Genomic DNA, 19,622 nt, shown 5'->3' on the forward strand with positions numbered 1-19,622 from the left:
CAAAGGTGAGATTACTGTTAACGGTAAACCTATCGATGCTTACTTTGCTCGCGAAACATCACGCATGATCGCTCGTCAGCCTTTGGCTCTCACAGCCCACCTAACAACCTTTGATATCAAAGTAAACGTTAGCGGTGGCGGTGAAACTGGCCAAGCTGGTGCAGTTCGTCACGGTGTTACTCGTGCATTGATCGACTACGACAACGCTTTGAAGCCAGCTCTGTCTAAAGCAGGCTTGGTAACTCGCGATGCTCGTGAAGTTGAGCGTAAAAAAGTTGGTCTGCATGGCGCGCGTCGTCGTAAGCAGTTCAGCAAGCGCTAATTCTTTCAGTCGCTTAAAGTTTTATCGAAAGGGTCGCGCAAGCGGCCCTTTTTGTTTCTACAATCTAGGTATTTGAGAAATAAAATTCATCTGTCGGTATTTTGGAGAATGGCATGATTAAAGTTGGCATCGTAGGTGGAACTGGATATACCGGAGTGGAATTGTTGCGTTTATTAGCGCAACACCCCGAAGTAAAAATTCAGGCAATTACTTCTCGTACAGAAGCTGGCATGCCAGTAGCTGAGATGTTTCCCTCTTTACGTGGCCGCATTGATCTCAAATTCACAACACCAGATGAAGCCAAGTTAAATGAATGCGACGTGGTGTTTTTTGCAACACCACATGGCGTGGCAATGGCACAAGCCAAAGAGTTGCTTGCTCATAACGTGAAGATTTTGGATCTCGCTGCTGACTTCCGCTTAAAGGATGTCAAAGAATTTGCTAAGTGGTATGGCATGGAGCACGGTTGCCCAGAGATTTTGGCTGAAGCAGTTTATGGCTTGGCAGAAATCAATCGTGAAGAAATTAAAAAAGCTCGCGTAGTAGGTTTGGCTGGGTGTTATCCAACCTCAGTTCAACTGGGCCTTGCACCATTGCTCGCACCAAAGTCTACCGGTGGTAAGCAATTGATTGATGGCACGCATATTATTTCTGACTCTAAGTCAGGAACTTCAGGTGCTGGACGGAAGGCAGAAATTGGAACCTTGCTATCAGAGTCTAGCGATAACTTCAAAGCTTATGGCGTTAAAGGCCATCGCCATCTTCCGGAAATTGTCCAGGGCTTAAAAGCCATTGCTGGTCACGACCAGATTGGCCTGACCTTTGTGCCGCACTTGACACCAATGATTAGGGGAATTCATTCAACCTTATATGTCCGCTTGACTGAGGCTGGAATGAAGGTGGATTTTCAAAAGCTCTATGAAGATTTCTACAAAGGTGAGCCTTTTGTGGATGTGATGCCGGCCGGTAGTCATCCAGAAACGCGCTCTGTGCGGGGTAGTAATGGCTTACGTATTGCTATTCATCGTCCGGGGGATGGCGACACTTTAGTCATTTTGGTAGTTGAAGATAACCTGGTGAAGGGTGCCTCAGGCCAGGGCGTTCAGTGCATGAACCTCATGTTTGGCTTGCCTGAGACCACTGGATTGACCCAGATTGCCGTTTCACCATAATGGGGCCAGTTGGAAAGACCCTTCAGCACGCTTGGAATTAAAAGCCTAAAATGGATCATTGCCTTTTGAATTAGGAGTAAATCATGACCCAATTAGCTACGCAAGAGACTGTACAAGATTTAGCCGAGCCACCAGTTCCATTGGTGTTTACGGATAGTGCTGCTGCAAAAGTGGCTGACTTGATTGCTGAAGAAGGCAATCCTGAACTAAAACTACGCGTGTTTGTTCAGGGCGGTGGTTGCTCAGGATTTCAGTATGGGTTCACATTTGATGATGCTGTGAATGAAGATGACACACTCTTTGAAAAGAATGGCGTAACTTTGTTGGTAGATTCAATGAGCTTCCAATATTTAGTTGGCGCTGAGATTGATTACAAAGAAGACATCAATGGTTCACAGTTTGTGATCAAGAATCCAAATGCCCAAACTACTTGTGGCTGCGGATCTTCTTTCTCTGCTTAAATAAATTGAATTACTTAAGCAGGATAGCAAGCGCCTAAGATTCTAGGACCCTTCGCCCCTGTAACGGCTGGCAAATTTGCTGGCCGTTTTTCTTTGTGGGCCCAGGCAAGCCATGCGAATGCGAGGCCTTCTACGAGTTGTGGATCAATGCCAAGTGCATCACTGGTCACAATCTCGAGTGAGTTTGTAAATAAGATTTCAGTTCTGGCTTTAAATAAATCCATTAAGGCGATATTGCGCGCACCACCACCACAGATAACTAGCGTCTGAGTTTGCGGTGCATAGCACTCTAAAGCCTGTAGGGCTGAGTCCACGGTCAGTTGTAATAGTGTGGCTTGAATATCTTCAGCATTGATGTTGTCGGTATCAATTTGCTTTTGCAGCCACTCCAGATGAAAGTCATCACGACCCGTACTTTTTGGCGGAGCTTTTGCAAAAAATGGATCCGCTAACATTCTTGATAAAAGTATTTGATTGACTTTGCCTTGTGATGCCCAAGTACCGTTCTCATCAAAGGCATGGCCTTGTTGATCTGCAATCCAGGCATCCATCAACATATTGCCGGGGCCGCAATCAAAACCCTTTACTCCACCATCTTTGGATAATAGCGTCAGGTTGGCAATACCGCCAAGGTTGAGCACGGCGATATTTTTATCTGTAGCGAATTGTTGCGCATGAAAGGCTGGCACTAGAGGTGCGCCATGACCACCAGCAGCAAGGTCACGACTTCTAAAGTCAGCAATGACATCAATTCCGGTCAACTCTGCCAGAAGTGCTGGGTTGAGGGTTTGATGGGTATAGGCAAGGTGATGAGCAAGATCGGCTTGATGACGAATAGTCTGGCCGTGGGCGCCAATCGCGCTGATATCTGCAGCAGAAAGCTTGGCCCGAGTAAGCAATTGCTTGACTGCATCAGCATAGGCGACAGCTAAGGCATTAGCGGCCTGATTTTCCCGGTGAATCTCGTTTGGCCCAGGGGTCTGGAGATCTAGTAGCGCTTTACGTAATTCAGAGCTAAAGGGAAGGCTTACGGCGTCCAGAAGGGAAGACTCCCCGGAGGCTTCAATCTTTGCCAGCACGGCATCTATCCCATCTAGGCTAGTGCCAGACATCAGGCCAATATAGAGGGATTGAGGCTTATTCATGCGGTATCAGGACTTTGTTCTCAGGAATGCGACAATTATGCTTTAGCAATTTAAATACTAATTTAACCGAATCAGTTACCCAATTTCGCATGACGGCTAAACCAGAACAAAAATACCCACTGACTCCCGAAGTTTTTGCAGCCCTTGAAGTTACAAAACGGGGCTGTGATGAGCTATTGGTTGAGGCGGATTGGATTCAAAAGCTGGCTAAGAGTAAGGCTACAGGCACACCTTTGCGCATTAAGTTGGGTTTAGATCCAACTGCGCCTGATATTCATTTGGGTCATACAGTTGTTTTGAACAAATTGCGTCAGCTACAAGATTTAGGTCACACCGTGATTTTCTTGATTGGTGACTTCACCAGCATGATCGGTGATCCCTCTGGACGTAATGCAACCCGTCCACCACTGACTGCAGAAGAAATTGCTGTCAATGCCCAGACCTACTATCGTCAAGCCAGCATGGTGCTTGATCCCGCTAAAACTGAAGTCCGCTATAACAGCGAGTGGTGTGATCCACTGGGCGCACGTGGGATGATTCAGTTGGCAGCGCGATATACCGTTGCCCAAATGTTAGAGCGCGATGACTTTACCAAGCGCTACCGTAGCGGCGTACCCATCTCTGTGCATGAGTTCTTGTATCCATTGATGCAAGGCTATGACTCCGTTGCTTTGAAGAGTGACCTAGAGCTTGGTGGTACCGATCAGAAATTTAATCTCTTAGTTGGGCGCGAGCTCCAACGTGAGTATGGCCAAGAGCCCCAATGTATTTTGACTATGCCCCTCCTCGTCGGCTTGGATGGCGTGGACAAGATGAGTAAGTCCAAAGGTAATTACATTGGCATCAGCGAGCCTGCTGGCGAGATGTTTGGTAAGCTCTTGAGTATCTCTGACGAATTAATGTGGGATTACTTCACATTACTGTCATTTCGCCCTATGGCTGAAATTGATTTAATGAAGCAAGAAGTTGCTGCCGGCAGAAACCCTAAAGATTGCAAAGTACTGCTCGCACAAGAAATTGTTGCGCGTTTCCATTCGCAAGCTGCTGCAGAAAAAGCATTAGAGGACTTTAATCACCGCGCTAAAGGTGGTGTACCTGACGATATTCCAGAGATCAATCTTTCTGGTGCCCCAATGCAGATCGCTAATCTACTGAAGGCTGCTGGCTTAGCTCCATCAACATCCGAAGCGAATCGCAACATTGAACAAAACGGTGTGAAGATTGATGGCGTAATAGTTGCTGATAAGCAATTGAAAGTTGAGGCCGGTACTTACGTAGTACAGGTGGGTAAGCGTAAGTTCGCTAAGGTAGCGCTGAGCTAGGCTATCGACTGCAATCAATACCCTCCTTTGCCGCTTGTGCGTCTTAAATGAGGGATAAATAGGAGGGGTAGGGATACACTTCTGACATAATCTTTCTTCCTATTATCCTTTAAGCTCTTCACTTTTTATTACGGTTTCCCTTGAAAATCCTATTTCTTCGCTCCTTGATTGGTGCTGCATCCCTCATTCTCATTTCTGGCCCTATCCAAGCGGCAGACATTGATCTTGCAACAGTCTCTGGATTCACTTCTTTCCAGTATCCAGGTAGCTCAGTTACTACGATCACAGGTATTCGCGATAGAAATATCACGGGAAACTTTAGTACTACTGATGGCAATACTGGTGGCGTACTGTATGACAACGTTGTCTCTAATTCAACTTATATCCCTTACCCAACAGCCACTTCCAATCTTTCCAATTTTCCTGGTGCGATTAGCAGCACACCGTATGGACCAAGCTTTGGATCCTCGTCAGGAATTTTGCGGGTAACTGGAAGTTATAAGACTGCAGCATCCGCAAATGGTGCGGAAGGAGATTTGGGTTATCTAGTTGATGCAGCCACTGGCATTACTACAACATTGTTGCCAACTAATTTAGCGGGTGGTGAGCCTATCTTAAATACTATTGGCCATAGTACTTTTGGTAACCAAGCAGTTGGTAACTTCGATACTCGTTTGATAACTGGTAATTCTTATGTCTATAACATTTCAGCTGGTACTTATTCAATAGTCCCCTTAGTTGGATCGGATGCATCGGCTAGGATTGCTATTGGTAATGAAACAAAAATTCAGAGCATAGTAAGTAATACTGCCTATGGCGTGTATAACAATTTGATATCCGGTGGATACACGGGTAAATATGGCGCCGGATTACCTGTTAATGAAACCTACTCCTATATTCATAACAACTCTAATGGTGCGACCTATACCTTCTCCTCACCCGACGCCTCTCTTGTAACCCATTTTGAGGGAATTACTAGCGCAGGTAAACCAGGCGTCTATAACTTAGTGGCAGATGCAGTTGATGTATTGGGAAATAAAGTAAAGGCATATGTTGCAACGGTTGATTTAAATACGATTGATGTAGTCACTGGACAGCCAAAAATAACTTGGACAGAAATCAAAGTTGGGAGTTATCTGACTTCTGCTAATTCAATGTATCAGGGTAATGTGATCGGCGTCTACGTGGAGAATGGCATTACAAAAGCCTATGAAGCAAACATTGGCGATCAACTTATTAGCCTTTCTGGATCTTCAGTAAAAATTTATGACCCCTTAAAAAATATAGGCGATCGTTCATCTACACTTTCCGCTGCTGGGGCTGACGTTATTAATACTGGTGCAATCAATGTCGTCAATGCCAATGGCATTGCAACCGGTGCTAGTTGTGGATACCTAGGCTGCAATCCATTGACGGATACTAACTATGGTGGAGTGATTTCTAACTACGGCACTGTAAATGTGACGGGCGGCACCCTCAATCGAGCAATAGCAATTGAGGGTAATTTCGGCACTTTGTTGAACTACGGGGTAATCCGGGCAAGCAATGGTAACTATGCTATTTCAGATGTGGGTACTTCTGCCGCAACTACAGTGGTTAATACAGTAAGTGGAGTTATTGATGGTCAAGTGTTCCTGACCCAAGGTCAGCTGGCGCGTTTTGAAAACAGTGGGTGGATGGGGATCACGGCAGCGGGAGCAGGGGTTACTCATTTGGCTAGCGGTTCATTTGTGCAAACCTCAACAGGTACTTTGGGGTTACGCGTTTCTTCTAGTGCAGCGGATAAATTATCGATTAATGGAACTGCTAGATTGAGTGGAACTCTAAGTCTTTCAGGTGACTCCACCAATATTTATGCTCCTGCAAAATATTCAATTGTCACTGCTAATAGTGGCCTAACAGGATCCTTCTCGAGTGTTTCATCGAATCTCGCATCAGCAATTAATCTTTCTTATGATGCCAATAATGCCTACTTGAATGTATATGCATTTACTACAGCTGAGACGCAGCAATCTTTGGTGAATAATGCTTCTGCGCTCCAGAGCACTTATGCCCTTCAGAACTCTGTATTGGCCAATAGTTTCTCTTACGACTGTACTGAGTTTGGCCCTAATGGAATTTGTATTTCTGCTGGCGGTCGTAATACAGCAGTATCAGCAGCTAATGGTTTAAACAACACCAGTGCATTATTGATTGCAGCTTATAAAGTGCATCCTCAAGTTCGTATTGGTGCTTATGCTGATCAGAATTTATCTGTGAATAATTCTGGTAGCACCGTTAATCTTGCTAATAACACTCCATTGATTGGTTTGTTTGGCGCCTGGAATGAACGTGCCGATGGAACGGGTGCCGAGGTTAAAGTATCCGCAGCATATGGTCAAAAGAATACGACGGTAAACCGTCAAGCGGTTGGAACGTCAGAGGCGGGTACGGGATCATCCCAGCTAAATAGTCAGGGCGCACAAGTTACTGCGAAGTATGGTTTTGCAATTACACCACAAGTGATTGTTGCTCCCTATATGGGAATGCGCTACACCCAGAATAATATGGGTGGCTATAGCGAAGGCACCTCAACAACAGTTACGGCACCGTTGACTTACAGCGCCTTAAATACCAATGCGACTACTGCTCTAGCTGGAGTGGGTGCTTCTTATCGATTTATCCCTAAGGCAACTGTCTTTGCTAGTGCTGGTGTTGAAAGCGACACTAAGACTGCAAATGGTACTTATTCTGCGACAGGTATTAATGGTTTAACTCCAGTGAACTTTAATGCCAACCCTGTGAAGACTCGTCCGACAGCAATGCTCGGTGCTTATTACGATGTTGTTAAGAATCAGCGCTTGGGTGTTACAGGCATCTACCGTCAAGAGCCTTATCAAGGCGTCTCAACTACTACTGTAATGGCGACGTATACGGTTGGTTTGTAGAAAGTATTTGGATTGATGGAAAAAGACCCGCTATTGCGGGTCTTTTGATTAGAACTTTAAGATTTAGTCTAGATTGTTAGAGTTGCTCGGTGGCGTGAGCCCAAAATGCTCATAGGCCTGACGCGTTGCTACTCTTCCTCTGGAGGTTCTTTGTAGATAGCCTTGTTGAATCAGGTAAGGCTCTAAGACATCCTCAATGGTGTCACGCTCTTCACCAATTGCTGCTGCTAAATTATCAATACCTACTGGCCCACCATCAAACTTGTGCAAGATGGCTTCTAGTAATTTGCGATCCATCACATCAAAGCCGCTTGGATCAACATCGAGCATCTTTAATGCGGCATCAGCCATGTCTTTAGTGATGGTGCCAGTACCTTTGACTTCGGCATAGTCACGCACCCGACGTAACAGGCGATTAGCAATGCGAGGAGTACCTCTAGCACGCTTCGCAATCTCAACTGATCCCTCAGGGTCAATATCGGCTTTAAGTAAGCTGGCGGAGCGCGTAATAATTTTGGTGAGCTCTTCGGTGGTGTAGAACTCCAGTCTTGCCACAATGCCAAAGCGGTCTCGCAATGGATTGGTGAGCATGCCGGCACGAGTGGTCGCGCCAATCAAAGTGAATGGCTTGAGATCAATTTTGACACTTCGTGCTGCAGGACCTTCGCCAATCATGATGTCTAGGCTGTAGTCCTCTAGTGCTGGATAGAGAATCTCCTCAACTACCGGAGAGAGGCGATGAATCTCATCAATAAAAAGAACGTCGTTTGCTTCTAAATTGGTCAGTAAGGCAGCAAGATCACCAGGCCTATCTAGAACTGGGCCACTAGTTTGGCGCAAGTTCACACCAAGCTCTCTAGCAATGATGTGAGCCAGGGTGGTTTTACCTAATCCGGGAGGGCCAAACAAGAGAACGTGATCCAGGGCTTCTTGACGGGCCCTGGTTGCGGTAATGAAAATCTCTAATTGGGCGCGGGCTTTGGTTTGGCCAACATACTCATCTAGCTGCTTAGGACGCAAGGCTCTTTCGAAGATGGCTTCTGAGTTTCCAGCTGCACCACTAACGATGCGGTCATTTCCCTCCGGTAAGTCTTCGGGAATTGAGCTGAGGTCTTCTGTGTGGATTGCCATACTGCAAGTGTAGTGGTGTTTGAGTAACTAGTTATGAAGACTTCGAGAGGTATTTAAGGCCCATACGGATACCGTCTGAAACTGTGGTGTCAGGTGGTATTTGTTTGAGGGCAAGATGCGCTTCTTTTTCTGAATAGCCTAGCGCCAAGAGAGCCTGCAATACTTCGCTGTTCGCTTCAATCGCCTGAGGTTTGCCGCCCACAATTCCTAAATCGGGAGCCAACTTTCCTTTGAGTTCAAGGCAAAGGCGCTCAGCAGTCTTTTTGCCAATGCCAGGGACTTGAGTTAGGCGGCCTGCCTCTTGCATAGTAATTGCTTGGGCTAATTCATTGACGCTCATGCCAGAAAGTACCGCAAGGGCAGTGCGCGAGCCGACGCCGCTAATCTTGATCAGCTGTCTAAATGCTTCACGCTCAGTTTCTGTAGCAAAGCCAAAGAGTTGCTGCGCATCTTCACGAACTTGAAAATGCGTGAGAAGTGTAATTTTTTGATTGGTCTCTGGTAATTGATACAGAGTACTCATCGGCACGTCGATCTCATAGCCAACACCTTGGCAATCTACCAAGAGGCGGGGTGGATGAACTGAGACGAGAATGCCTTGTATGCGACCAATCATGTAAAGATCTTAACCTGTTTTTATTGTTATTTCTTTCTACTCTTTTTAGGTGCAAGAGCGGCAGTAATTGCTTTCGGAATCTGGGCATGATGCGCGGCGCAAATGGCTACCCCTAAGGCATCTGCTGCATCTGTTCCTGGTGCACGACTTAGGCGCAATAAACGTTTCACCATTTCTTGAACTTGGGGTTTAGTAGCTCTACCGGTTCCCACAATGGATTGCTTTACTCGCAATGCACTGTATTCAGCGACAGGGAGCTTGTCGGATACCAGGGCTGCAATCACCGCTCCTCGAGCTTGTCCCAGCATCAGGGTAGACCGAGGATTGACATTGAGAAATACTTCTTCAATAGCCGCTTGCTCTGGATGGTAGGTCTCCAGCACTTCCTTAATACCCGCGTACAAGATTCCCAGTCTTTCGGGAAGACCTTGTGCTGGATCTCCACTTTCAATCGTCCCAGAGGCTACGTAGCTCAGTTTTTGGCCATCAACATCAATAACACCGAAACCCGTTGTTCGTAGACCTGGGTCGATTCCTATCCAGCGCATAAGTGATTAGTGGCGGAAGTGGCGTGTGCCGGTAAAAATCATAGCGATGCCATGTTCATTCGCTGCTGCAATGATTTCATCATCACGCATGCTGCCGCCTGGTTGGATAGCGCAGCTTGCACCACCATTCACAACGACGTCTAAGCCGTCACGGAATGGGAAGAAAGCATCACTTGCCACTGCAGAACCTTTGAGGCTTAAGCCTGCGTTCTCAGCCTTAATACTTGCCATGCGAGCAGAGTCTACGCGGCTCATCTGACCAGCGCCGATACCGAGAGTCATACCATTAGCGCAATACACAATCGCATTGGACTTCACAAACTTTGCAACGCGCCATGCAAACATCATGTCGTGCATTTCGCTTGGGGTTGGAAGACGCTTGCTAACAACACGCATTTCGTTCTCAAGCACATTCTTGGCATCAGGAGATTGAACTAGCAAGCCACCACCAACACGTTTGAAATCAAAAGTATTAAATGCAGCGCCCAAACGAATTTCTAATAAGCGCACATTTTGCTTGGCAGCAAAGATGGCCTTAGCTTCATCGCTAAAGCTTGGAGCAATCAATACTTCCACAAACTGCTTAGAAATCGCTTCAGCTGCGGCACCATCACATGGCACGTTGAAGGCGATGATTCCGCCAAATGCTGAGCTCGGATCTGTTTTAAATGCTTTTTGATAGGCCTTAAGTGCATTGGCACCTACCGCTACACCACAAGGATTGGCATGTTTAATGATGACGCACGCTGCAGCGCCGCCAGCATTGCCGGTAAAACTCTTGACGCATTCCCAGGCAGAGTCAGCATCAGCGATATTGTTATAGGAGAGCTCTTTACCTTGCAATTGTTTGTAGTTGGCAAGCGCACCATCGACTGAATAAATGTCTTTATAGAAAGCTGCAGATTGGTGTGGGTTCTCGCCATAGCGCATCTCTTGTACTTTTTCAAAGGCCAGATGCAGCGTTTCTGGATAAGCAGAACGCTTCTTGTGATCGAGATCATCACCCAATGCAGATAGATAATTCGCAATCGCGCCGTCGTATTGGGCGGTGTGGGCAAATACTTTTTTAGCCAGGCCCAAATTGGTCTTATAAGAAACTACGTTCTTATTGGCTTTCATTTCTTCGAGTACGGGTGCGTAATCTTCTGGAGAAATGAGTACGGTCACATCTTGGTGATTCTTAGCAGCGGCGCGCAACATTGCTGGGCCACCAATATCAATGTTCTCAACCGCATCTTCAAATGAGCAATCTGCTTTAGCAACCGTCTCGTTAAACGGATAGAGGTTGATCACGAGCATGTCGATCGTATTAATGCCATGCTCTTTTAAAGCAGCCATATGCTCGGGGAAGTCTCGACGAGCCAATAAGCCACCATGCACCATCGGATGCAATGTCTTGACGCGGCCATCCAGCATCTCTGGGAACTTAGTGAGTGAAGATACTTCTACTACCGGTAGATTATTTTCAGCCAAGAGTTTTGCCGTGCCACCTGTAGAGATCAGCTTGATGCCTTGCTCATGAAGGGCTTTAGCAAACGGCACAATGCCATTTTTATCGGAAACAGAGAGTAGGGCTGTACGAATCATAGTTTTTCAGAAGGTTGAATTAATCAAGAATTGACGAATGAGGTCTGGCTTATTTCAGGAGCTGGTGCTCAACCAACTTCTTGTGTAGCGTATTGCGATTGATGCCAAGGTACTGCGCAGCCAAAGATTGATTCTGCTTTGCATGCTGCATTACCAATTCGAGCATCGGCTTTTCAACTACAGCTAGGACCATTTGGTACAAGTCGGATGGAGGTGTACCTTTGAGATCGTCTAAGTAACCTTGGAGTTGGGTTTCAATGCATTCAGTGATGGGGTGCTTATTGGTCATGGATAAATTAAATAACTAAAAACTAAATTTAGGCTGCTTCTAAAAATAACAAACGATCAGAATGTGATTTCATTTCATTGAAAAAATCATTCACCATCTGTAATTGGGTTTTGCAATCATCAGCAGTATTCATTCTTTGACGGAAGGCATGAGAGTCACGTAAACCTTTGCAATACCAGCCGATATGCTTACGCGCAGTGCGTAAGCCGACATATTCGCCATAGAACTCATAGTGATCAATCAAATGGGCATTCATGATTTCTTGAATCTCATTGATCTGCGGTGTTGGTAGCTTGCCACCTGTTTCGAGAAAATGATTGATCTCACGAAAGATCCAAGGACGCCCTTGAGCGGCACGACCAATCATGATGGCATCGGCACCAGTTTCTTTTAAAACAAATTCTGCTTTTTCTGGAGTAGTGATATCGCCATTCGCAACCACCGGAATGGCAACACTATTCTTCACTGCGGTAATGGTTTCGTACTCCGCTTCGCCATGGTAAAGATCAGCCCTTGTACGACCATGTACGGTCAACATGGAGATGCCAGATTTCTCAGCGAGACGTGCAATATCAATCGCATTTTTATGTTCGCGATCCCAGCCTGTCCGAATCTTTAAGGTGACAGGAACAGCATCAGGCCCTACGCCTACAGCTTGAACTATGGCTTCCAAAATTTGCTGTACTAAAGGCTCGTCTCTCAATAGCGCAGAACCAGCTGCAATATTGCATACCTTTTTGGCTGGACAGCCCATATTGATATCAATAATTTGGGCGCCATGATCGACGTTGAGCTTGGCAGCTGCAGCCATCATCTGCGGATCGGCCCCGGCAATCTGGACTGCAATCGGCTTAAATTCACCTTGGTGGTTAGCGCGACGTTGGGTTTTCTCGCTCTTCCAAAGCAATGCATTGGAGGCAATCATTTCAGATACGGCATAGCCAGCCCCGAGCTTTTTGCAAAGCTGACGAAATGGACGATCCGTTACCCCAGCCATTGGGGCTACAAACAATCTATTTGCGAGAAGGTGCTGACCAATCTTCATGGTTTTTAGCTTGGGTGCTGGAGGGCTTCCAGTGCTTGGGAAAGGGTGACACTTTAGCACAGGTCAGCCTAAATCTGCCTAAAAAATAGGCAGATTCACTGATTTAGATCAAACGGGGAATGCTTGTATTTTGGAGGCTATTTCAGCCCCTTAGCGCCTACCAAACATCATCTGGCGAGCCAAGGCTGTTTTGACTGGCGGGAACCATTGGAGGGCCGATAAGGCTAATCCACGACCGATCACGATAGGAAGTAGATTTGAGGTGAAAACCCTTGCCATAAAGTCAGTTAGGCCAATAGTGGCAGACCGATCTGCCTTCCGGCTTTGGGCATAGTCTTTCAAGGTTGCTTCTATTGCTATGGGGGTTTTTTGATCTTCGGGCTTGGAGAAAAGTGCACTGAGTTTTTCGGCCAAGAGATAGGCATCTCTCAGTCCGAGGTTGAGCCCCTGTCCTGCAACAGGGTGCAAGGTCTGGGCAGCATTGCCAATCCAAACCTCATGGCCCTGAGTAATTTCTTTGCGGTAGTTAAGTCCCAACTCATAAAGACGACGATCTTGGATTTTAAGAAACTGACCAATGCGTGAGCCGAACTCCGCTTGCAGGCTTTTCAGAAATTCAGCATCACTTAAGGCAAGGCGTGCTTGTGAGGAGCTTGGGGTTCCACACCAAACCAGATTCAGAATATTGGGACCATAGTGACTTGGTAAAACCGCCAAAGGTCCTTCGGATGTAAATCGCTCCCATGCTTGATGGGGTGCTGCATTCTCAACCTCTACCAAGCCAACTAAGGCTGATTGCTCATAGTCTCTGCCTGACTCTACCCAATCCTGTGTTTTAAATAAACCACCTTCAGCATGAACTACAGATTTGGCTTGAATGCCTGATGTGTCTGCTTGCGCATCGATATGCTTCCAAACAAAATTCGGACTTTTTGTTTGAATAGCTCTTAAGGCTTTGCGCAAAGTCAAGTGAATATCGCGATAGCGAATGATGTGACCTAGTGCATCTTGTTTCAATTCTTCGCGAGTCATGAGAGCACGACCAAAGCGACCTGCTTGTGACACATGCACGCGATGAATATCAGCACATTCAGTAGGCCACGCATCAATGGTATCTAGTAGCAGCTTGCTACCGTGCGATAAGGCAATTCCTCGACTGTCAGCAGCAGCTAAGTTCGCATCATCTACAGGGTTGCGGTCCAGCAAAGCGATTTTTGCTTCAGGAAATTTTTGCAAGCACCATGCTGCATAGGCTAGGCCAACTGGTCCACCACCCTGAATCACAATATCGAATTTTGTTGCTGACATGTTTGGCAATTTAATTATTCTTCATTAGCGCTTCGATTTCATCGGGCTTGACGGGTGCGCCGCGAGAAATTAATTCACATCCAGAATCATTCACTACAGCATCATCTTCAATGCGGATGCCGATATTCCAGAAGGGCTCATCTACATCATCGGCAGGGCGAACATATAGGCCTGGCTCAATAGTCAGCACCATGCCCGATTGGAGAAGGCGCCATGGCTTTTCTAATGAGTTTGTTGCGGCACTCAGTGGTTCACGATATGAGCCAACATCATGTACATCCATGCCTAACCAATGTGAGGTGCGATGCATATAGAAACGACGATAGGCGCCCGTTTCAATCGCGTTATCTAACGAGCCTAACTCTGCAAGTTTGAGTAGCTTCTCATCGAGCAAGCCTTGAGTGAGCACCTTAAGTGCAGCCTCATGTGGCTGCATAAAAGTATTGCCCGGCTTGGTTGCTGCAATGGCAGCTTCTTGGGAAGCTAGTGTGATGTCATAAAGAGCCCGTTGTGGCCCTGAAAATTTTCCACTTACCGGAAAGGTGCGGGTGATATCTGATGCGTAGCCATCAAGCTCGCAACCCGCATCGATCAAGCAGAGTTCACCACTACGCAGTTCAGTATCGCCGGCACGGTAATGCAGAATGCAGGAGTTGGCTCCGCTAGCAACAATGCTGTTGTACGCAACGCTTTGTGCACCGCTATAGCGGAACTCATGCAGTAGCTCTGCCTCGAGGTGGTATTCACGCATACCGGGTTTGCAGGCTTGCATGGCACGAATGTGCGTGCGTGCAGAAATTTGGGCAGCACGACGCATGATGTCGATTTCATGTACATCTTTAAAGAGACGCATTTCATGAATCAGACTTTCTACATCATGAAATTCTGAAGGTGGATTCACGCCAGCACGAGCTTGCGCTCTTACTTGTTTCATCCAATGTCGTAAACGGCGATCGGTCTCAGCACTTTCTGAGAGGCGAATATAGACAGCATCTTGATCTGCCAATAACTCACCCAGTTTTTTATCTAACTCATGATTACTGTGAGCGTACTCTACGCCTAAGGTTGCAGGTGCTGCATCTGGCCCTAAACGAATACCATCCCAAATTTCACGCTCTGCATCTTTGGGTCTGCAAAAAAGATGTGATTCGAGTTGGGCTTGTGATGCCGACCCAGCAATCTTTAATACGAGCGTTGCACCCGGCTCTTCAAAGCCGGTGAGGTAGAAGAAATCGCTGTCGTGACGATAGGGAAACTCGCTATCGCGATTACGCGCAGTCTCAGGTGCTGTAGTGATGATGGCGATGCCACCGCCAGTTTTGGCGCAGATCAGTTTTGCGAGTTCAACTCGACGTTGTTGGTAAATGGCGGAATTAGTCATTCGCTGCATTGAGTTCTTGTAATCGTTGGGGTGTACCTACATCGTGCCACGGTCCAGTATATTTTTCACCGGACACTCTATTTTTAGTCATTGCCTCCCTGAGAAGGGGTGCTAGCTTAGCGGGTGAGCCTAGCTCTAAATCCTTGAAGAGCTCTCGGTGATAAAGCCCAATTCCAGAAAAAGTGAGTTTTTCAGCTCCATCTAGTAGTTGATTGGTCACTTTGGAGTCTTTCAGATAAAAGTCCCCCTCAGGGTGCTGCACCGGGTTGGGAACCATCAAAAGATGCGCCAAAGGCTTGTTTGACATGCTGCGCAAACGAGTAACCTGCTCTAAAAGCTCATGAATTGGTAGGTTTGGGCTAAAAACATCCCCATTAATTACTAAGAAATAATCGCTGGGGTTCAGTAAGGGGAGGGCCTTGCGAATACCGCCCGCAGTTTCAAGGGCGCTAGTTTCTGGAGAGTAGGTGATGTTGAGATCGAATTGGCTGCCGTTGCTTAAAGCTTCCTCGATCTTGTGACCAAGCCAGGCATGGTTAATGACAACTTCTTTAATGCCAGCCGTACTCAAGGCTTCTAAATGCCAAGCAAGTAAGGATTTGTTTTTGATTGTGAGAAGTGGCTTAGGCAATTCATCGGTGAGTGGACGCATGCGCTCGCCTCGACCGGCGGCCAGTAAAAAGCACGGAATGAGATTGCGCTTATTCATGACGGTTTGTTGTTATTCCTTAGTGGGGCGCGTCGACTCTAATATGCGTGCCAAGGGCTTTAATTCAATATAGCGATTAGCCGTGGCAATCGCATACTCGAGTACCAATGGAATATCTTTGAGATAACCATCTTTGCCATCGCGATGAAACAGCCTTGCAAAAATTCCTAAGACTTTCAGGTGGCGTTGTAAACCCATCCACTCAAAGTCACGATAGAACTGACCAAAATCAGTTGGCATAGGCAAGCCAGCTTGGCGACCTTCTTCCCAAAATTTAATCACCCAATCAATCACGCGTTCTTCGGGCCACGCAATGTAAGCATCACGCCAGAGTGAAGCAGCATCGTAAGTGATGGGGCCATAAACCGCATCTTGAAAATCGATCACACCAGGATTATTTTTTTTAGTCACCATTAGATTGCGTGAGTGATAGTCTCGATGCACATAGACTTTTGCTTGAGCAAGATTATTTTGAATGATGAGTTCAAATGCTTGCCTGATTTGAGAGTGTTGCAGTTCAGTTAATTCGATGTGCAAATGTTTCTTGAGATACCACTCAGGAAATAAATCTAATTCACGTTGCAAGAGTGCTTCATCGTAGTTTGGCAATACATCAGGTTTACTTGCTAATTGCATTTGGACTAAAGCGTGGGTTGCATCTTTGTAGAGATGATCTGCTCTCTCAGCATTGAGTTCTGCAAGATAAGTTTTGGTGCCAAGATCATTGAGTAAAAGAAAGCCTTCAGCCACATTCTTTTCTAAAATTTTCGGGACGTTTAGACCGGCATTTTCGAACAATAAATCGACCCTAATGAAGGCATCTAAGGGCTCATGTTGGGGCGGAGCATCCATCACGATCAAAGTTGGAAAATCCGGGTTTTTGGACTCAATCCGGAAATACCGCCGAAAGCTGGCATCAGCTGAAGCGGGGGCTAAAGTGGATAGATCTAATTGCCAGCTAGGTTCAAGGCCTTTTAGCCAGCTACGGAGGGAGTCTAAGCGAGAGTCAGTCATGGTCGATTCGTATAATAAGGCGGGTCTGGATCTATGAGTCATTATCGCCGTCGCGCCGGCCTTTGCGCCCCTCTTTTTTTATCTGTCACCCTGCGCGTAATGATGGGGGTTACATTGTCGCAATTTGCCCTCTCAAGTATGGCTCAGGCACCCGCACCTTTACCCCCTTCTGCGCAGTCCTTGGGTAGCTCCGCTAACTCCGTTTTAATTCCTGATCGTGGCGATGTCACCGTCTTAAAGTTGGATGATCAATTACGGGTCGGTAAACCCATTGGCGATGGACAAGCTTTAACGTTTACCTCTAGTGATTCAATCGATGGAATTGTTGATCGCGAGATGCGCTTAAAAGGGCGTGCGCAAATTCGTCGAAATGGTGCGGTGATTAAGGCGGATGAAATTAAATACGATCCTGATTCCGACGTTGCAAATTTGTCTGGCAATACTGAATTTTCAAAAGGCAATACATTATTCAAAGGGCCAAAAGCACGCCTTAGAGTAGATGCGCGTGAAGGGGAAATGGAATCCCCGAATTACGAACTGCGTGATAACCGAGCCCGCGGTAATGCAAATAAATTAACCATTGAAACTGCAGATGTGTTTGTGTTTGATAAAGCCACCTACACAACTTGTACCCCAGAAAATTTAGATTGGTATTTCACGGCCAGTACGCTGGAGATTGATAACGAGCAAAAAGAAATGGTTGGTACGCATGGTGTCATGCGATTCTTTGATGTTCCCATTGCTTATGTGCCTTACTTCACTGCCCCCACATCAAATCAACGTCGTTCCGGAATCTTAGCGCCAGTAGCCGGGTATAACTCCAATAATGGTATTGATATAACGCAGCCTTACTACGTCAATATTGCACCTAATCGTGATTTGTTATTGACGCCTCGGGTGATGGGTCAACGTGGTGTTCAGTTAGGCGCCAAGTATCAGTTCTTGGATCAGCAGTATGCGGGAAGTTTGGGTGGAGACTATCTTCCTTATGACCGTAAGACCGGCACTGATCGTTGGCGGTACGATTGGCAGCAAAGGCAGAACTTTAGTGGTGACTTATTGGGAATGGGCGGCATCCCTATTGCTGGAGCTTGGACCGGCTATGCCAATATGGCTCGTGTTTCGGATAACTTATATCCAGTAGACTTTTCACAAAGCATTGCTGGTGCAGTTACCAACCAGTTTCGTCAAGAAGTTGGCACCACCAAGAACTTGACCGGCAGCCTCAGTAACTGGACCGTCGCTGCAAGAGCGATGACTTTCCAGACCTTACAGCCTGATCCAACTGTGACTGTGCAGTCCCCATACAATATTTTGCCGAACATCACTGCGACCTATAACAATCGCTTAACTCCAGCAGTGGCCGACGCTAGTGGTAAATACATCACCTTGCCATCCGGTCCTGTAACCACGTTTTCTACAGATTTAACCCGCTTTACATACAACGTTAATAGCGATCCCTACGCAGCCCCAGCAGGCTCACCTTATGGTACTTATTTGTATAGCCAAGCTGATCGCACGGTAATCAAAGGCGCAATGGCCTTGCCTCAGATTACACCAGGCTATTACTTCACCCCAAAGATGAGCTTTCAGGCCAATAACTACGCTGTTCAGGCCTATACATTGGGAGCCCCAAGTGCCCAAGGATTTGTTTTGCCTACATTTAGCCTTGATTCAGGATTGGCGTTTGAAAGAGATGCCACGGAATTAAAGGGCTTCTTTGGGCGCGATATGTTGCTTACGATGGAGCCGAGAGCGTTTTATGTTTACACGCCCTATCAGAATCAAACCTACACGCCAGTTTTTGATACGGCATATGCAGGTTTTGGAATAAGTCAAATCTTTGCAGAAAATGACTTTGTGGGTAATGATCGTATTGCGGATAACAATAAGCTGACTATGGGTATGACCAGTCGTATGATCGAGGCGAATACTGGTGCAGAACGTGCGACAGTAACGCTTGCGCAAAGACAGGACTTTACCGGGCAGAAAGTGACTCTCGGAGCTACAAATACAAACCCGACAACCTATTCAGACACCCTAGGGGCTGGATCGGTTCGCTTGCTTGGAAACTTTAGTGCTGATGTGTTCGGTCAGTACAACACACAATTAAACCGCTTAATGCAAACAACTGTTGGAGGGAGCTGGCGTCCAACACCAGGGCGCAGCTTGAATTTTGGTTATCGAAACGTTTTTGGATCAACCAATCAACTAACCCCTGTTTCAACCGCAGTCACTACTACTGATCAATACAACGTCTCAGGCCAGTGGCCAATTACACGCGAGGTTTCAGTTTTGGGTCGCTGGGGTTACGACGCTTTAACTACCAAAACGCTTAATACGCTGGTGGCTTTGGAGTGGATGCGTGACTGCTGGACTTTACGTGGGGCCTACTCACAGATGCTCAATACCTCACAAATAACCACCACCCAGGTTTTATTCCAAATAGAATTTAGGGGCTTCGGTAGCGCTGGTAGCAATCCAGTTGATATCATGAAGCTGAATGTTCCCGGATATATGCCTACTTCTAAGCCTATACCACCTTCAATATATGAGAACTATCAATGATGCGTAGGAATCGATTTATTCAAGCTCTTGCAGCGATGCTTTTGGCTGGAGCTGTTTTATTGCCTCAGATCGCGTTT

At 46.5% G+C, this 19,622-nt stretch carries 17 protein-coding genes; 6 read left to right on the plus strand and 11 right to left on the minus strand.

Translation table 11 applies throughout. From position 1 onward, the window contains the following. The 3 genes from rpsI to erpA all read left to right on the plus strand — a co-directional run. The coding region (gene rpsI, locus B7Y67_RS03905; RefSeq protein ID WP_293597455.1) for a 30S ribosomal protein S9 at window positions 1-322 on the plus strand (322 nt) is incomplete at its 5' end. A gap of 113 nt (window positions 323-435) precedes the next feature. Further along, on the plus strand, window positions 436-1,494 hold the full coding sequence (gene argC, locus B7Y67_RS03910) for an N-acetyl-gamma-glutamyl-phosphate reductase (RefSeq protein WP_293597456.1): 1,059 nt from the start codon (window positions 436-438) through the stop codon (window positions 1,492-1,494). An 83-nt stretch (window positions 1,495-1,577) separates the two neighbouring features. Continuing rightward, window positions 1,578-1,955 (plus strand): iron-sulfur cluster insertion protein ErpA, encoded by a 378-nt coding sequence (erpA, locus tag B7Y67_RS03915; protein WP_015422031.1) that lies wholly within the window; start codon window positions 1,578-1,580, stop codon window positions 1,953-1,955. Between the two features lie 14 nt (window positions 1,956-1,969). On the opposite strand, the gene B7Y67_RS03920 is transcribed toward erpA, so the two are convergent. Further along, window positions 1,970-3,100: an anhydro-N-acetylmuramic acid kinase gene (locus B7Y67_RS03920; RefSeq protein ID WP_293597457.1), complete on the minus strand. Its 1,131-nt coding sequence runs from the start codon at window positions 3,098-3,100 to the stop codon at window positions 1,970-1,972. Window positions 3,101-3,189: 89 nt separating this feature from the next. Between B7Y67_RS03920 and tyrS the strand changes: the two genes are divergently transcribed. Together tyrS and B7Y67_RS03930 are read left to right on the plus strand one after the other, a co-directional pair. Next, window positions 3,190-4,422, plus strand: a complete 1,233-nt coding sequence (gene tyrS / locus B7Y67_RS03925; RefSeq protein WP_293597458.1) for a tyrosine--tRNA ligase — start codon at window positions 3,190-3,192, stop codon at window positions 4,420-4,422. A gap of 140 nt (window positions 4,423-4,562) precedes the next feature. After that, on the plus strand, window positions 4,563-7,349 hold the full coding sequence (locus B7Y67_RS03930) for an autotransporter outer membrane beta-barrel domain-containing protein (protein ID WP_293597459.1): 2,787 nt from the start codon (window positions 4,563-4,565) through the stop codon (window positions 7,347-7,349). A gap of 63 nt (window positions 7,350-7,412) precedes the next feature. Here B7Y67_RS03930 and ruvB read toward each other — a convergent pair whose 3' ends face one another. The 10 genes from ruvB to B7Y67_RS03980 form a co-directional block, all read right to left on the minus strand. Next, on the minus strand, window positions 7,413-8,480 hold the full coding sequence (gene ruvB, locus B7Y67_RS03935; RefSeq protein WP_293597460.1) for a Holliday junction branch migration DNA helicase RuvB: 1,068 nt from the start codon (window positions 8,478-8,480) through the stop codon (window positions 7,413-7,415). Window positions 8,481-8,511: 31 nt separating this feature from the next. Next, window positions 8,512-9,096 carry a Holliday junction branch migration protein RuvA gene (ruvA, locus tag B7Y67_RS03940; protein ID WP_293597461.1) on the minus strand — a complete coding sequence of 195 codons (585 nt, stop codon included), beginning with the start codon at window positions 9,094-9,096 and terminating at the stop codon, window positions 8,512-8,514. Between the two features lie 26 nt (window positions 9,097-9,122). After that, on the minus strand, window positions 9,123-9,644 hold the full coding sequence (ruvC, locus tag B7Y67_RS03945) for a crossover junction endodeoxyribonuclease RuvC (protein WP_293597462.1): 522 nt from the start codon (window positions 9,642-9,644) through the stop codon (window positions 9,123-9,125). Window positions 9,645-9,650: 6 nt separating this feature from the next. Further along, complete coding sequence (purH, locus tag B7Y67_RS03950; protein WP_293597463.1) at window positions 9,651-11,231, minus strand: bifunctional phosphoribosylaminoimidazolecarboxamide formyltransferase/IMP cyclohydrolase; 1,581 nt, start codon at window positions 11,229-11,231, stop codon at window positions 9,651-9,653. A gap of 49 nt (window positions 11,232-11,280) precedes the next feature. After that, a complete protein-coding gene (locus B7Y67_RS03955) occupies window positions 11,281-11,520 on the minus strand; it encodes a helix-turn-helix domain-containing protein (protein ID WP_046330848.1) in 240 nt (79 codons plus the stop codon). Between the two features lie 28 nt (window positions 11,521-11,548). After that, window positions 11,549-12,565 carry a tRNA dihydrouridine synthase DusB gene (dusB, locus tag B7Y67_RS03960; protein ID WP_293597464.1) on the minus strand — a complete coding sequence of 339 codons (1,017 nt, stop codon included), beginning with the start codon at window positions 12,563-12,565 and terminating at the stop codon, window positions 11,549-11,551. Between the two features lie 150 nt (window positions 12,566-12,715). Beyond that, entirely contained in the window at window positions 12,716-13,873 is a 1,158-nt protein-coding gene (locus B7Y67_RS03965) for an FAD-dependent monooxygenase (protein ID WP_293597465.1), read from the minus strand. A 10-nt stretch (window positions 13,874-13,883) separates the two neighbouring features. Beyond that, window positions 13,884-15,263, minus strand: coding sequence for an aminopeptidase P N-terminal domain-containing protein (locus B7Y67_RS03970; protein ID WP_293597466.1), 1,380 nt, complete (start codon window positions 15,261-15,263; stop codon window positions 13,884-13,886). After that, entirely contained in the window at window positions 15,247-15,963 is a 717-nt protein-coding gene (gene murU, locus B7Y67_RS03975) for an N-acetylmuramate alpha-1-phosphate uridylyltransferase MurU (protein ID WP_293597467.1), read from the minus strand. Before murU ends, B7Y67_RS03970 begins: the two co-directional genes overlap by 17 nt. A 12-nt stretch (window positions 15,964-15,975) precedes the next feature. After that, window positions 15,976-16,977 carry a phosphotransferase gene (locus B7Y67_RS03980; RefSeq protein ID WP_293597468.1) on the minus strand — a complete coding sequence of 334 codons (1,002 nt, stop codon included), beginning with the start codon at window positions 16,975-16,977 and terminating at the stop codon, window positions 15,976-15,978. 33 nt (window positions 16,978-17,010) lie between these two features. Here B7Y67_RS03980 and B7Y67_RS03985 point away from each other — a divergent pair, with 33 nt between their 5' ends. Then, window positions 17,011-19,545 carry an LPS assembly protein LptD gene (locus B7Y67_RS03985; protein WP_293597469.1) on the plus strand — a complete coding sequence of 845 codons (2,535 nt, stop codon included), beginning with the start codon at window positions 17,011-17,013 and terminating at the stop codon, window positions 19,543-19,545. The last annotated feature ends 77 nt before the right edge of the window (window positions 19,546-19,622 follow it).

The sequence above is a fragment of the Polynucleobacter sp. 35-46-11 genome (genome assembly GCF_002281105.1).

Bases quoted from the DNA above. Each gene is read 5' to 3' on its own strand.
- argC (WP_293597456.1), top strand. From the start codon at position 436: ATGATTAAAGTTGGCATCGTAGGTGGAACTGGATATACCGGAGTGGAA.
- erpA (WP_015422031.1), top strand. From the start codon at position 1,578: ATGACCCAATTAGCTACGCAAGAGACTGTACAAGATTTAGCCGAGCCA.
- B7Y67_RS03920 (WP_293597457.1), bottom strand. From the start codon at position 3,100: ATGAATAAGCCTCAATCCCTCTATATTGGCCTGATGTCTGGCACTAGC.
- tyrS (WP_293597458.1), top strand. From the start codon at position 3,190: ATGACGGCTAAACCAGAACAAAAATACCCACTGACTCCCGAAGTTTTT.
- ruvB (WP_293597460.1), bottom strand. From the start codon at position 8,480: ATGGCAATCCACACAGAAGACCTCAGCTCAATTCCCGAAGACTTACCG.
- ruvA (WP_293597461.1), bottom strand. From the start codon at position 9,096: ATGATTGGTCGCATACAAGGCATTCTCGTCTCAGTTCATCCACCCCGC.
- ruvC (WP_293597462.1), bottom strand. From the start codon at position 9,644: ATGCGCTGGATAGGAATCGACCCAGGTCTACGAACAACGGGTTTCGGT.
- purH (WP_293597463.1), bottom strand. From the start codon at position 11,231: ATGATTCGTACAGCCCTACTCTCTGTTTCCGATAAAAATGGCATTGTG.
- B7Y67_RS03955 (WP_046330848.1), bottom strand. From the start codon at position 11,520: ATGACCAATAAGCACCCCATCACTGAATGCATTGAAACCCAACTCCAA.
- dusB (WP_293597464.1), bottom strand. From the start codon at position 12,565: ATGAAGATTGGTCAGCACCTTCTCGCAAATAGATTGTTTGTAGCCCCA.
- B7Y67_RS03965 (WP_293597465.1), bottom strand. From the start codon at position 13,873: ATGTCAGCAACAAAATTCGATATTGTGATTCAGGGTGGTGGACCAGTT.
- B7Y67_RS03970 (WP_293597466.1), bottom strand. From the start codon at position 15,263: ATGCAGCGAATGACTAATTCCGCCATTTACCAACAACGTCGAGTTGAA.
- murU (WP_293597467.1), bottom strand. From the start codon at position 15,963: ATGAATAAGCGCAATCTCATTCCGTGCTTTTTACTGGCCGCCGGTCGA.
- B7Y67_RS03980 (WP_293597468.1), bottom strand. From the start codon at position 16,977: ATGACTGACTCTCGCTTAGACTCCCTCCGTAGCTGGCTAAAAGGCCTT.
- B7Y67_RS03985 (WP_293597469.1), top strand. From the start codon at position 17,011: ATGAGTCATTATCGCCGTCGCGCCGGCCTTTGCGCCCCTCTTTTTTTA.